The organism is Psychrobacter sp. S4(2024) (assembly GCF_036861305.1).
In the GTDB taxonomy this organism is placed as follows: Bacteria; Pseudomonadota; Gammaproteobacteria; order Pseudomonadales; family Moraxellaceae; genus Psychrobacter; species Psychrobacter cryohalolentis.
This window is the reverse complement of sequence record NZ_JAZAQR010000001.1, coordinates 674,401-687,567: the sequence shown is the minus strand read 5'-3', so window position 1 is coordinate 687,567 and position 13,167 is coordinate 674,401. Positions and strand designations below refer to the sequence as shown.

The window sequence follows — 13,167 nt, the reverse complement described above, 5'->3', positions numbered from 1 at the left end:
AGTTGGTTTTATTGTGGGTCTAACAATTCGATCCAATGCTTGACTGGGACGGACGCATGGCTGCCTAAATGCAATTGGCATCCGATATTGGCTGTCACAATCTGATCTGGGTTATCGATGGTAAGATCGTTGATTTTATTGGTGAGTAGTTGCTGGCTAAGCGTAGGCTGAAGGAGCGAGTAAGTACCAGCAGAGCCGCAGCATAAATGTCCGTTTTGGGTTTTAGAGAGCTCAATCCCAGCGCGTTGCAATATCTGCTCAACATGACCGCCTAACTGCTGAGCGTGCTGTAGCGAGCATGGGCAGTGGACAGCGGTCTTGCGATTCGTCTGTTTTACTACCAACTTCTTCAAGTCCTCTTTGATTAAAATCTCACTCAGGTCTCGGGTCATCGCACTGATACGTTTGGCTTTAGCCGCATAAGCGTCGTCATGTTTGAGCTTTTCGCCGTATTCTTTGACCATCGAGCCGCAGCCTGAGGCACTGATGACAATGGCTTCAGCCCCAGCCTCAATATATGGCCACCACGCATCAATATTGCGCCGCATGAACTCAAGTCCTTCTTCATGAGCAGGTATGTGATAGCTCACAGCGCCGCAACATCCGGCCTCTGGTGCAGCGATCAAGCTGATGCCTAGCCTATCAAGTACTCGGGCGGCGGCATTGTTGGTATTGGGAGTGGCAGAAGGTTGGGCGCAGCCCTCTAGCACCAGCATTTGACGCGAGTGTTGCTGTGATGGTCGCGGACGGGTGATTTGCTTAACAGGGACTTGGGCTTTTAAGTCGCGAGGCAAAAAGGAGCGAAACAATTGCCCGAGTTTTAAAAGAAACCCGAAGCGATGCGGATAGGGCAACACCTTTCTGATAAGCCAACGTTTAAGCCTTTGATCGGCAGGTCGCGACAGCTGTTCTTCCATAATATCACGGCCGATTTCAGCCAAGCGGCCATATTTTACCCCAGAGGGGCAAGTGGTTTCGCAGCTACGACAAGTCAAACAACGGTCTAAATGAAGTTGGGATTTTTCGCTAACATCACCAGTTTCAAGCATTTGTTTTAGTAAATAAATACGACCGCGAGGACCGTCACGCTCATCGCCAAGCTCTTGATACGTGGGACACGTGGCATTACAAAATCCACAGTGAACGCAAGTGCGCAAAATATCATCGGCTTCTTGAATATCTGGGTGATCCAGATATTTTATATTGATTTGAGTTCGCATTACGACTTCCTTGTCATCGAGCTAATTTACATCCAGCTGTATAAACGATTGGGATTGAAAATACCATTCGGATCAAAGGCGTGTTTGAGGCGTTGGTGGAGCTTTTGGAGCGCCTCAGACTGAGTATGAAAGACCTCCTGACTCCTGTCACCACCGCGATAAAGGCTGACCTGACCACCTGCAGCCTCAGCGAGCGCTTCTAATTTGTCCACGGTAAAGTCGCCACGAAGCCAGCGCTGTGATCCTCCCCAATCAATCAGCCAATCTTCCTCTGGTAGCATATGCGCCGCGCTACTTTTTACAGAAAACCGCCACAATGAGGACGCGTCTAAGAAATAATCCAATTGTTGCTCACGAAGCATTGACCAAAACGTATCTGTATCCTCTAATATCGCGCCTTGCCACTGGTTGACAGTACTGTCTACAGCACTTCGCGCGCCTGCCAAGCGCAAATACAAATGATTGTCAAACCAACACGCCCCTGTCAAGGGTTTGGATTTTCCTGAGAGACGGTTCATGGTCTCAATAGCCTTTGCAGCGTCCATTTCCTGCTTAATAGTCACAGTGGCGGCAGGCTTAGGCATGACTTTTAGACTGACTTCAGTGATGATACCCAAAGTGCCCATCGCGCCTGCTTGCATCCGTGAGACATCATAACCGGCGACGTTTTTCATTACCTGACCGCCGAAGCGCAGCTCTTCTGCATGCCCATTAATCAGGCGAATGCCTAAGACATGGTCTCTTATTGAGCCGCTCCAAGGTCTTGCTGGGCCTGATAAGTGGCAAGCCAATGTGCCGCCCAAGGTTGCTTGTCCGTCAAATGTCGGTGGCTCAAATGCTAAGCACTGATTGTGTTCTGCTAAGGCGCTATTAATCTCAGTAATTGAGGTTCCAGCACGAGCAGTCAGCACCAATTCGATCGGCTCATAACTGATGATGCCTTTGTGCTCGCTAAGACTGATGGGGTCGCCTATTGGCTCACGTCCCATAAACTGCTTACTGCCCCCGCCCATGATTTGTAGGGCTGTGCCGTCATGGCTGGCTTGTCTTACCCGCGCAATCAGCTCTTGACTGATGTCTGTCATGCCAGATCTCCTTGCTGTGGTTGAGAGTCATGGTTGTGTTGCGTTCTGTCAAGGGTACGGTACTCTTGACAGCGCTTGAGCACTGGAATGCCCTTACCTGGATTTAGCGTACCGATTGGGTCAAAGGCGTGCTTGATTGCATGAAATTGTGTCAGCTCTTGATCGTTAAACTGAATCGTCATTTGGCGGATTTTTTCGACGCCAACCCCATGCTCACCAGTTATGCAGCCGCCTACCTTGACGCAAAGCTCTAAAATACGGCTGCCGAACTCTTCAGTGCGCTCAAGCTCTCCTGGGACATTGGCATCAAATAAGATAAGCGGGTGCAAATTGCCGTCCCCAGCATGAAACACGTTGGCGACGCGCAGACCGTATTCATCTGAGAGTTTTTGCATTTCGGTTAGGACATGGGCAAGTTGGCTACGCGGAATCGTGCCATCCATGCAGTAGTAGTCAGGGGATATTCGTCCGACAGCGGGGAATGCAGATTTTCGACCTTTCCACAATAAGGCGCGCTCCGCCTCACTTTGTGAGACACGTGTTGTGGTTGCGCCAAGCTCAATAAACAGCTGCTCAACCTCTGCAATCTGTTCTTGAACCTCCGCCTCGCTACCATCTAACTCACACAGCAGCAAAGCTTGGGCGTCAATTGGATAGCCTGCATGAGCAAATGCTTCGGCGGCTATGATGGCAGGGCTGTCCATCATCTCAAGTCCGGCTGGAATAATACCTTTGGCAATCACGCCGCCGACCGCATCCCCTGCGGTCTGAACATTATCAAAAGCGGCCATAATGACCTGAGCCTTTTCAGGGCTAGGTAGCAGCTTGACCGTCACTTCAGTAATCACCCCAAGTAGACCTTCAGAGCCAGTAATCAGAGCCATCAAATCAAAGCCGTTGCTATCAAGACCTTCACTACCAATAGTAATGAGATCCCCCTCGACTGTGACCATCTCAACTTTTAATAAGTTATGAGTGGTCAGACCATATTTGAGACAATGGACGCCGCCTGAGTTTTCGGCGACGTTGCCACCGATGGAGCAGGCAATCTGTGAGGAGGGGTCTGGGCCATAATACAAGCCATATTGTCTAGCCGCCTCACTAATAGCAAGGTTACGGACACCTGGCTGCAAACGTGCGCTACGGGCAAGTGGATCAATATCAAGGATATGTTTAAATCGTGACAACACCAATAAGACGCCATCAGGGTTGGGCATTGCGCCTGCACACAAACCCGTACCGGCACCGCGCGCAACCACAGGGATTTGATAGCGATAACAGATTCGCATGACCTCACAAACTTGCTCAACGGTTTTTGGGAGCACCGTAATGAGTGGCATATCGCAATATACCGATAAGCCATCACACTCAAAAGGCTTTTGAGTCTCCTCATCATTGATCACGTACTGAGGCTCAATAAAATCGCGAAATAGCTCTACTAAAGCAGCTTTATCAGGTCTTTGGCTCTGATTCATGGTGGCATTCCTTTGCTCACTAAATTGTCGACACTCACTGCATTATTATACAGATGACCTTAAGCTTATAATAAAAAGGGAAAGATTAGCTATCAATATATTAGCTAAAACTGAATAAAATGATATGTAATGTTTTGAATTAGTAGGAATTAAGCTTGTTTGCGGCTGTATTGAATAAGCGAGCAGGGGCTGGCAGAGTTACAATAAACGCTGTAAATCCAGTACTGAAAATGGATAATCTAAGCGTTTTGTCGGTGTCAAGATGACGGGAATAGTCGTCGCAAAGGCCATCATAAGCGGTTCAGAGAAATCGGCAATATCGACAGACTCGTAAGTAACGCGTTGCACCACTTGTAGCTGTGTTATCAGCTGTTCAGCAATATCACATAAATGACAACCTGAGGTGCCGAGTAGCCACCATTTGGTTATATTTTCAGGAGAACCAAGCTCAGGTTTTTCTTCAATCATATGAGCACGCAATGTGCTTATATTATTATTTTCGTACATAGCTACTCTCTTATATTAATCCTAAAGGCAAAGCTTACAAATTCAACGTTCATTTTTGCTGATTTTTTACGTGTACTCATGTGACATGATAAAGAAGTGGGGTAAATAATGACAGCGATTGTGAGATTAGGTAAGATGAGCTGCTATTTATAATTGCTGACCTATATTGCTAGGCTAAGCGCTCCTTACTTCCTCTAACTATCTTTTCAATCACTTGGACAACACGCATGACAAGTTTTGGCAAATTTATCAAACGACTCTTATTGGCATTGATGGTGTTGGTCGTCGCATTCCATGTGTTGGTTGCAGGGCTGTTATTAATTTGGAAAACGCAGCCGATTAATAACAGCATGTTTATGCTCACCCATCGCATTATGGGCGGTGATGTTAGCCAAACTTGGGTTGAATATGACGCGATTGCCAAATCTGCGAAGCAAGCGGCGATTGTCAGTGAGGATTCGACGTTTAGCCAACATAACGGCTTTGATATGAAAGGCATTAAGGCGGCACAGAAAAAGAATGAAGCGACTGGCAAGATGTCGGCAGGCGGCTCAACCATCACTCAGCAATTGGCTAAAAATCTGTTTTTGACTTCGCATCGCTCTTATACGCGTAAAGCTGAAGAGGCTGTTCTTACCATAATGATTGAGACATTGTGGGATAAGCAGCGGATTTTGACCGCGTATTTGAATGTAGCAGAGTTTGGCAATGGTATTTATGGTGTTGAAGCGGCAGCGCAGTATTATTTTGATAAGTCAGCGGCTAATCTCAATCGTGATCAGTCAGCCTTATTGATTGCCATGCTAACCAATCCAAAATACTATGAAAGTCATCAAAGCGATAAACGCCTGCGTAATAAACAACGTATCATCAAAAAACGTATGAAAAATGCTGTATTGCCACAGTCTGCCTAAATGTAGCTAGAATTAACGGTAACAATAGAATAATAATTAAAAAGTATAGTATAAAAATGCTGATAGGATAAGATTGATATAAAAATGATAGCAGTTTGATAACAGTCATAGGAGTGGAGCGTGGTAGAGATGGATAATAAGCACAGTAATAGTGATAAGACCGCTGATGTTATTGAGACATATATTGATGCGAATAATAATGTCAATATAGAGAGTGACACAGATAAAGTAGACGGTGCCATTAATACCAGCAATCCTCCTACCGATGAAAGCCTTATTAATCCGTATGGCAACCAGGCTTTAACCGAGATTGATTGGCAACGCTCGGAAGATGGCAATTATTCACCCAGCAGCTATATCAATCGTGACTTGTCTTTATTGCAGTTTCATCTGCGAGTCTTAGCACAAGCGGCAGATCCCCACCATCCTTTGCTTGAGCGTTTATTCTTTTTAATGATTTTTTCATCCAATATCGATGAGTTTTTTGAGATTCGCGTTGCTGGTATCATGCAAAAGCTCAATCTGGGTGATGTGTCGACCAGTGTACATGGTATGCGTCCTAGTGAAATTCTTAATGAAATATCAGCAGTGACTCATGATGCCATCGCTGAGCAATACCGTATTTTAAATGAAGATATCTTGCCAGCACTGGCGCTTGAGGATATTCGTTATTTAAAGCGCGATGAGCTTAATGCTGAGCAATCCGCATGGATGAAGCGCTATTTTACTGAGCAAGTCTCGCCGGTATTGACACCTATTAGTATTGATCCTGCGCATCCATTCCCGCGCTTGGTGAATAAAAGCTTGAATTTTATTGCGACTTTAGAGGGCAAAGACGCCTTTGGTCGCGATATCAATTTGGCTATCGTACCCGCGCCGCGTAGCTTGCCGCGCGTGATTCGTCTGCCTGATGAATTGACTGGTGGCAAAGAGCACCATGTGATGCTATCAGCGATTATTCATGAGCATATCGGTGAGCTATTCCCTGGTATGAATGTCACGGGCTGTCATCAATTTAGGCTGACGCGTAATGCGGATTTGGACTTGGCAGATGATGTTGATGACATTGCCAAAGCCTTAGAAGGTGAGCTTGAAAACCGCCGCTTTGGTGATAAAGTGCGCCTTGAAGTCACTACTGAATGCCCAACGCCAATTAGTGATTATTTGCTTAATGAGTTTGAGCTGCATGACAACCAATTATACCGCGTCAATGGACCTGTCAACTTAACGCGTTTGCTGTTTGATTTTAATATCCCATCATTGCGTTATCAGCCCTTTACGCATGTGATACCAAAACCGTTTCGCCGCGAAGTCGACAAGCTTGATAAAGCAACCAGTATGTTTGCTGCCATGCGTAAAGGCGATGTATTGGCGCATCATCCGTTCCATGCGTTTTCGCCGATTATTAATTTGCTTTGGCAAGCTGCCAGTGATCCAAAAGTATTAGCGATTAAGCAAACGCTTTATCGTTCAGGCACCAATTCAGAAATTGTCAAAGCGCTAGCCGCAGCAGCACGTAATGGTAAAGAAGTGACAGCAGTCATTGAGTTACGCGCGCGTTTTGATGAGGCGTCTAATATTGCTGTTGCCAACTATCTGCAAGAGGCAGGGGCGGTAGTAGTATATGGCATTGTTGGCTACAAAACCCACGCTAAACTCATGCTCATCGTGCGCCGCGAAGAGGGGAAAATGCGCCGTTATGTGCATTTAGGCACGGGTAATTATCACGCAGCAAATGCTAAAGTCTATACCGATTATGGATTATTCAGCGCGGATCCTGATATCTCAGAAGATGTCCACAAGATATTCCAAGAGCTGACCGGCATGGGTAAACCTGCTAATCTCAAAAAGCTATTGCATGCACCATTTACCTTGCATGATAAATTGATGAGCTTTATCGATGATGAGATTACTCATGCCAAGGCGGGCAAGCGCGCTCATATTATTGTTAAAGTAAACGCCTTAACCGAACGTCGTTTGATTGATAAACTATATGATGCGTCACAAGCAGGGGTCAAAATTGAACTGATTTTGCGCTCCATATGCTGTCTGCGTCCGCAAGTGAAGGGTCTGTCTGAGAATATCACCGTACGTTCTGTTATCGGTCGTTTTTTGGAGCATACTCGCATCTATTACTTCTATAATGATGGTGATGAGCGCTTGTACTGTGGCAGCGCCGATTGGATGGATCGTAATTTGTTCCACCGTGTAGAGGTAGCGTTTCCCATTGAAGATAAAAAATTGTCTAAGAAAATTTATCAAGATGGACTGTTGAGTTACCTCCAAGACAATAAGCAAGCGTGGATACTCAGCGGTGACGGTAACTGGCAACGAACCAAGCCAGCGGCGGATGAAGCGCCTCACATTGCTCAAGAGCATTTATTAAAGGTGATTAATCGTGTTGGCGAGCCGGTATAACTGTCTTGTTTATTAGCGGTTATTAAGTCGATTAATCTCATTTAGTATTTTTAATGTTATCCACTTTTTTCAACAAATATAACAGCCAAGCATAGAGATTACTCCGTGCTTGGTTTTTTTTGCCTACCAATTCTACTTTCTGGTTACAAACTGTCTGGTAAGCTCACACTTATTCACATATTTATACGGCAGTACACTGGTGAGCGTATCAAATTTATTCTTATAATTAGATAGATATAAAAATTCACCCTTATAAAGTATCTCACTAAGAAAACAGGATTTCACCATGAGTCACACCAATAATAATAGCTCAGATATCAAAAAAGCCGCTGAGCAATCAGATAGCCAGCAGATTGAGAAAAATTTAGAAAATGGCAAGTCAGTTGATGCACCAGAATTATTAACAGAAGAAGAGCAAACCTCTTTTATCAACGATGATTTGCGTACTGACAAATAGTTAGCAAAAAAATATTGAGCCCCATACTAATAAAGCGAGGGAAATGCCATGTCACATGATAGTCAGTCAGACAATATTCAAACTAACAACATGCACCCAAATAATGAAAAGCCCGTATCCGTCAACGATCCAGCGAAGCTGCATCCAGATAATCCATCGGACAGTTATGAAGGTCGTAAGCACGAACCCGAAATTGATGGACCTCAGCAGGAGTCGCAGGAGACAGATGAGATATACGCTGACCCACGCAAAGAAGAAAATCTGCCTCCAGGTGGAAAAAATGTTGGCGATCTAAACGCCTATGATTTATCGCAAAAAGGCAATGAATAGTTTTTCATCGTCGTGACTCTCTTAACTCTCATATAAATGATTATTGTCAGATGTCTGATAATGAAGAAATAACAAGAAAGATAAATTAAAAATAAGGATATTACGATGGAAACGAAAGATCCGGCATTAACCAAAACGCCTATCAACAGTAATGACGGTCATATCGAAAATACGCCTGCGCGCACGGTCGACACCAGCGCAGCTAATGATAGTACAGAAAAAAGTACCGAGACATTTCAAGAAACAGTCATTGGCACCAGATATGCGAGCGATGATATCGAGCATGGTGACCATAGGCATGAAGACATTCATCATAATAGTCATAACGTGATGTCTACCGATGATAGTATTGAAAATCATACCACTATCAATAAAGGAACAGATACGTTCCAAGAAAGTGTTGTAGGCTCAGAACATGTCAATGATGGCGATAATGCTGCCCGTCAGCCAGACCGCCGCGATCAAGAGGGCAATGCTTTTGATGATGGTATCAATGAACATACCACTATTGATCAAGGAGCTAAAAGCGTAGGGATTAATGATTTAAATCGCTATGCAAATATTGATAATGCTCAAACCCGTGTGTTAAATCCAGATGAAAAAGATTTTTAAAACATTTAGACAATTCAGATAACTTGAAAAAGGTGCTGCAAGTAATGACGTACGATACGTCGCTTGCAGCACTTTTTTTCGTTTTATTGATAACATAGTCGATTCAATTTAAAAAGTACACCGTACTGCTGGGATAAACTTTTCAAAGCCTCTGGAGTGCGAAGCGCACAGCAAGCGAGAGAAATTTATCCCAGCATAATGCTATTCTGAGCGTAATTCTTTTATATTGAACTCACTATAGATTTAATAAATTAGAGAGCAATAGGGTCGCCGCTATGAAAACGCAGCTCAGTATCTGGAGTTGATATCAACTCTGCTTCCACTTCTTTAAAGAATGCCACACGATCATCGATATTGTCTTCAGACAATGACTGCGCTAGTGCCAAATAATCCTCAAAATGACGGCTTTCTGATTTTAATAAATAACGATAGTATTTTGCCAAACGCTCATCATTGATAACCTCAGAAAGTGCCGCAAAACGCTCACAAGAACGTGCCTCGATAAATGCACCAATAATCAGCACATCTACCATTGCAGCGGGTTCATAAGTGCGCTTATGTTTTAGCATCCCTTTGGCATAGCGTCCCGCACTTAGATATTTCCATGCTTGCCCGCGCTCATTCATAATGCCAAGCACTTGCTCATAGTGCAGCATTTCCTCACGTATCAATTGTGCCAATTTACGCTGTAAATCATAAGAGAACTCATAGCGAAAGATGAGATTCATCGCGGTACCGGCGGCCTTTTTTTCACAATTGGCATGGTCTTGAATAATCAGCGGTAAGTTATTAACAGCGGCGTTGACCCAAGCTTGTGAGGTTCGTGCGCCCAAGAAATCAAAAATAGGCGATAAATCTACCTTTAGTGGCGTGCTGAGTTGGGTGATAGAAATGATATCAACGCTATCATTTCTACTGCTATCTTCAGAATCTATTACAGATTGACTCCCTACTGTAGTTGAAGGCTCAGATTGCAAATTAGAAGTAGTTTTAGGTATGGATGTATTTTCTTGGTTTATGGTCATGGTTTGCTTAGACTTTATCGATGAGTGGATGAATAAAATAATGAAAAAAAGTAGATATATACGCGCGATATGTATTTAAATTCTCTAAAATACTTTGATATGATAGATAACCATTACGCATAAATTAATATCGTAATGATTACTTACAGTTTATACTTGTGAGTAACTCAGGAGGATAGGATAGCAAGATAATCGCTGCTGGCGCATATGGTATATAGATTATCATTTATCTACAGCCCAAGCATTTAGTTACTAAATGAGGTTTCCTTGTTTATTGCCTTATTTGGTAGTAGGATAATATTTTGCTTTTAACGTATTTTGTCTTACTATTGCTTGTCAGCTGATAGCAGGTAGCCAATAGTATATCAACTATCAATCGCGTCTCAAAATCTAAGGTTTATAGCCTACCTTTATGTAAAACCTATCTAGATAATACAACGTTAAATACCGCTCAAATAATGACAGCCGAGGTAACGCAGTAGTAAATTTACTTGGCTTGTCGCTTATTTATTACTTTGCAACCCTGCTTTATGCGCCCTTTTGCATGGCTGTGTACATGGACGAGGTATGTTTTAGCAGCCCAGTATCAACAAATCTAACAAACAGATAAGGATAACAGTATGAGCCAGTCTTCTAATGCCAATCGCGTTCAAAAAGGCATTCTTGCCATTGATCAGCAGCTGTTCGATTTTATCGAAAATGAAGTGCTGCCGAAAGTCGGTATTGATTCAGGCGGTTACTGGTCAGGTTTCGAAAAGGTCATCAAAGAGTTTACGCCACGCAACAAAGCGCTGCTTGCAACGCGTGCTAAGATTCAAGGACAGATTGACCAATGGCACCTGCAACATCCTACCAAAAATGGCGACATTGATTATCCAGCGTACAAAGCATTTTTACAAGAAATTGGCTATCTGTTGCCAGAAGGCGAAGCGTTCAGTGTCAGCACAGAAAACGTCGATGATGAGATTGCCCGTATTGCAGGACCTCAGCTGGTAGTACCAGTACGTAACGCTCGCTATGCGTTGAACGCCAATAATGCGCGTTGGGGCAGCTTATATGATGCTTTATATGGCACCAATGTTATCAGTGATGAAAATGGTCAAGAAGCAAAAGGTAGCTACAATCCAACACGTGGCGCAGCCGTCGTCGCTTATGCCAAAAAATTCCTAGATGAAAACTTTGCCTTAGCATCAGGCTCTTATAGCGATGTAACAGGTTTTAGAGTCGTGGATGGTAAGCTTGAAATTGCGCAAGGCGATAGCAGCACGCAACTAAAAGATGCCGGACAGTTTGCAGGTTTCGTAGGCGACGCTGATAGTCCTAGCGCTGTGTTACTAAAGAACAATAACTTGCATGCTGAGATTCAAATTGATGGCAATCATCCCATTGGCAAAGATGATCCTGCACATATCAAAGACGTGTTATTAGAGTCGGCGCTGACTGCGATTCAAGATTGTGAAGACTCCATCGCTGCTGTTGATGCAGAAGAGAAGGTTGAAGCGTATCGCAATTGGTTTGGCTTGATGAATGGCGATTTGCAAGAAACCTTTGAGAAAGGCGGCAAGACCCGTACGCGTAAACAGAATCCTGATCGCGAATATACTACGCCAGAGGGTGATACGCTGACCTTGCCAGGTCGCTCGCTTTTATTGCTACGTAACGTCGGCCATCTCATGCAAAATCCATCGATTTTGGTAGATTTAGGCAATGGTCAAGAAGAAGTTTTCGAAGGTTTAATGGATGGTTTGATTACGCCTTTATTATCATTGAATGATTTAAAGGGTAAAACCGAGCTATCAAACTCACGTAAAGGTTCAATGTATATTGTGAAACCAAAAATGCATGGTCCTGATGAGGTGAAGATGGCGAATGACTTATTTAACGCCTCAGAAGACCTGCTGGGCTTAGAGCGTTATACGATAAAGATCGGCATTATGGATGAAGAACGCCGTATGACGGTCAACTTAAAAGAAGCCATTCGCCAAGCAAAAGAGCGTGTTATTTTCATCAATACTGGCTTCTTAGATCGCACAGGTGATGAGATGCACACCAGTATGAATGCAGGTCCATTTGTCCGCAAAGGTGATATGAAGTCGCAAACGTGGCTGCCTGCTTATGAGCAATGGAACGTCGATATCGGTCTTGAAGTAGGCTTACAAGGTCACGCGCAGATTGGTAAAGGCATGTGGGCAAAACCTGATGAAATGCAAGAGATGATGGACACCAAAATTGCCCATCCACAGGCAGGTGCTAATACGGCGTGGGTGCCATCTCCAACGGGCGCTACCTTGCACAGCATGCACTATCATCAAGTCAATGTTGCTGAAGTTCAAGACAGCCTAAAATCACGTGCGCGCGCTAGCGTAGATGATATCTTAACCATTCCATTGGCAAAAGACACCAATTGGACTGAAGAAGAAAAACAGCAAGAGATTGATAATAATGCTCAAGGCATCCTAGGCTATGTCGTACGTTGGGTAAACCAAGGCGTTGGTTGCTCTAAAGTACCTGACATCAATGACGTCGGCTTGATGGAAGATCGTGCGACATTACGTATCTCAAGTCAGCATATTGCTAATTGGTTACACCATAATGTGGTCAGCGAGCAGCAAGTGATGGACGCTATGAAACGTATGGCTAAAATCGTCGATGAGCAAAACGCTGGTGATGCTGATTATCAACCAATGGCGACTGACTTGGACAATTCCTATGCTTTCAAAGCCGCTTGTGATTTGGTGTTTAAAGGTCGCGAGCAGCCAAGTGGTTATACTGAGCCATTATTGCATCAAGCACGTCTAGATCTAAAAGCCAGTGTTGGCTGCTAAAAGTTAAAACAAGACTGAATTTAGCAATAAGCACCCTTTAAGCGAGGTAAGTGACTGCCAATAAAAGAGGTAAGTAACTGTCAAGTTTTCACACTGCTAATTGCCAAAATTTTTAGCGTTTCTGATTTCCTTTGTAATTCTCACCCTTATTCGTTTTAAACGAGTAGGGGTGTTTTTTGTCAAAATTTTCTTTAAGGTAAAACCTTATACAGAGGGTGGGTTTGAAAGTTTTTCCCAACTAAAGCTTCAAAAAAATGTTGCAAATTATGTCAAAGTTGTTATGCTTGTAGCTGAAGTAT

General features: G+C 43.8%; 11 protein-coding genes. 6 read left to right on the top strand and 5 right to left on the bottom strand.

Going from position 1 to position 13,167, the window contains the following annotated elements; all coding sequences use genetic code 11:
• Positions 1-8: 8 nt before the first annotated feature.
• From glcF to VLA57_RS02945, 4 genes are all read right to left on the bottom strand, one after another.
• Positions 9-1,220: a glycolate oxidase subunit GlcF gene (gene glcF / locus VLA57_RS02960; RefSeq protein ID WP_333954309.1), complete on the bottom strand. Its 1,212-nt coding sequence runs from the start codon at positions 1,218-1,220 to the stop codon at positions 9-11.
• A gap of 26 nt (positions 1,221-1,246) precedes the next feature.
• Entirely contained in the window at positions 1,247-2,305 is a 1,059-nt protein-coding gene (gene glcE / locus VLA57_RS02955) for a glycolate oxidase subunit GlcE (RefSeq protein WP_333954307.1), read from the bottom strand.
• Positions 2,302-3,780 carry an FAD-linked oxidase C-terminal domain-containing protein gene (locus VLA57_RS02950; RefSeq protein WP_011514205.1) on the bottom strand — a complete coding sequence of 493 codons (1,479 nt, stop codon included), beginning with the start codon at positions 3,778-3,780 and terminating at the stop codon, positions 2,302-2,304. Before VLA57_RS02950 ends, glcE begins: the two co-directional genes overlap by 4 nt.
• Before the next feature lie 198 nt (positions 3,781-3,978).
• Positions 3,979-4,287 carry a glutaredoxin family protein gene (locus VLA57_RS02945; RefSeq protein WP_333954306.1) on the bottom strand — a complete coding sequence of 103 codons (309 nt, stop codon included), beginning with the start codon at positions 4,285-4,287 and terminating at the stop codon, positions 3,979-3,981.
• Between the two features lie 227 nt (positions 4,288-4,514).
• On the opposite strand from VLA57_RS02945, the gene mtgA reads away from it, so the two are divergent.
• The 5 genes from mtgA (at position 4,515) to VLA57_RS02920 (ending at position 9,018) form a co-directional block, all read left to right on the top strand.
• Positions 4,515-5,201: a monofunctional biosynthetic peptidoglycan transglycosylase gene (mtgA, locus tag VLA57_RS02940; protein ID WP_011514203.1), complete on the top strand. Its 687-nt coding sequence runs from the start codon at positions 4,515-4,517 to the stop codon at positions 5,199-5,201.
• 129 nt (positions 5,202-5,330) lie between these two features.
• Positions 5,331-7,619 (top strand): polyphosphate kinase 1, encoded by a 2,289-nt coding sequence (gene ppk1, locus VLA57_RS02935; protein ID WP_333954470.1) that lies wholly within the window; start codon positions 5,331-5,333, stop codon positions 7,617-7,619.
• Between the two features lie 286 nt (positions 7,620-7,905).
• Entirely contained in the window at positions 7,906-8,076 is a 171-nt protein-coding gene (locus VLA57_RS02930; protein WP_333954305.1) for a hypothetical protein, read from the top strand.
• A 48-nt stretch (positions 8,077-8,124) separates the two neighbouring features.
• Positions 8,125-8,406: a hypothetical protein gene (locus VLA57_RS02925; RefSeq protein ID WP_011514201.1), complete on the top strand. Its 282-nt coding sequence runs from the start codon at positions 8,125-8,127 to the stop codon at positions 8,404-8,406.
• A gap of 105 nt (positions 8,407-8,511) precedes the next feature.
• Positions 8,512-9,018 (top strand): hypothetical protein, encoded by a 507-nt coding sequence (locus VLA57_RS02920; protein ID WP_333954304.1) that lies wholly within the window; start codon positions 8,512-8,514, stop codon positions 9,016-9,018.
• 251 nt (positions 9,019-9,269) lie between these two features.
• Here the strand turns inward: VLA57_RS02920 and VLA57_RS02915 are convergent, their stop codons facing one another.
• A complete protein-coding gene (locus tag VLA57_RS02915; RefSeq protein ID WP_333954303.1) occupies positions 9,270-10,043 on the bottom strand; it encodes a tRNA-(ms[2]io[6]A)-hydroxylase in 774 nt (257 codons plus the stop codon).
• A 620-nt stretch (positions 10,044-10,663) separates the two neighbouring features.
• On the opposite strand from VLA57_RS02915, the gene VLA57_RS02910 reads away from it, so the two are divergent.
• Positions 10,664-12,868: a malate synthase G gene (locus VLA57_RS02910; protein WP_333954302.1), complete on the top strand. Its 2,205-nt coding sequence runs from the start codon at positions 10,664-10,666 to the stop codon at positions 12,866-12,868.
• The last annotated feature ends 299 nt before the right edge of the window (positions 12,869-13,167 follow it).

Bases quoted from the DNA above. Each gene is read 5' to 3' on its own strand.
- glcF (WP_333954309.1), bottom strand. From the start codon at position 1,220: ATGCGAACTCAAATCAATATAAAATATCTGGATCACCCAGATATTCAA.
- glcE (WP_333954307.1), bottom strand. From the start codon at position 2,305: ATGACAGACATCAGTCAAGAGCTGATTGCGCGGGTAAGACAAGCCAGC.
- VLA57_RS02950 (WP_011514205.1), bottom strand. From the start codon at position 3,780: ATGAATCAGAGCCAAAGACCTGATAAAGCTGCTTTAGTAGAGCTATTT.
- VLA57_RS02945 (WP_333954306.1), bottom strand. From the start codon at position 4,287: ATGTACGAAAATAATAATATAAGCACATTGCGTGCTCATATGATTGAA.
- mtgA (WP_011514203.1), top strand. From the start codon at position 4,515: ATGACAAGTTTTGGCAAATTTATCAAACGACTCTTATTGGCATTGATG.
- ppk1 (WP_333954470.1), top strand. From the start codon at position 5,331: ATGGATAATAAGCACAGTAATAGTGATAAGACCGCTGATGTTATTGAG.
- VLA57_RS02930 (WP_333954305.1), top strand. From the start codon at position 7,906: ATGAGTCACACCAATAATAATAGCTCAGATATCAAAAAAGCCGCTGAG.
- VLA57_RS02925 (WP_011514201.1), top strand. From the start codon at position 8,125: ATGTCACATGATAGTCAGTCAGACAATATTCAAACTAACAACATGCAC.
- VLA57_RS02920 (WP_333954304.1), top strand. From the start codon at position 8,512: ATGGAAACGAAAGATCCGGCATTAACCAAAACGCCTATCAACAGTAAT.
- VLA57_RS02915 (WP_333954303.1), bottom strand. From the start codon at position 10,043: ATGACCATAAACCAAGAAAATACATCCATACCTAAAACTACTTCTAAT.
- VLA57_RS02910 (WP_333954302.1), top strand. From the start codon at position 10,664: ATGAGCCAGTCTTCTAATGCCAATCGCGTTCAAAAAGGCATTCTTGCC.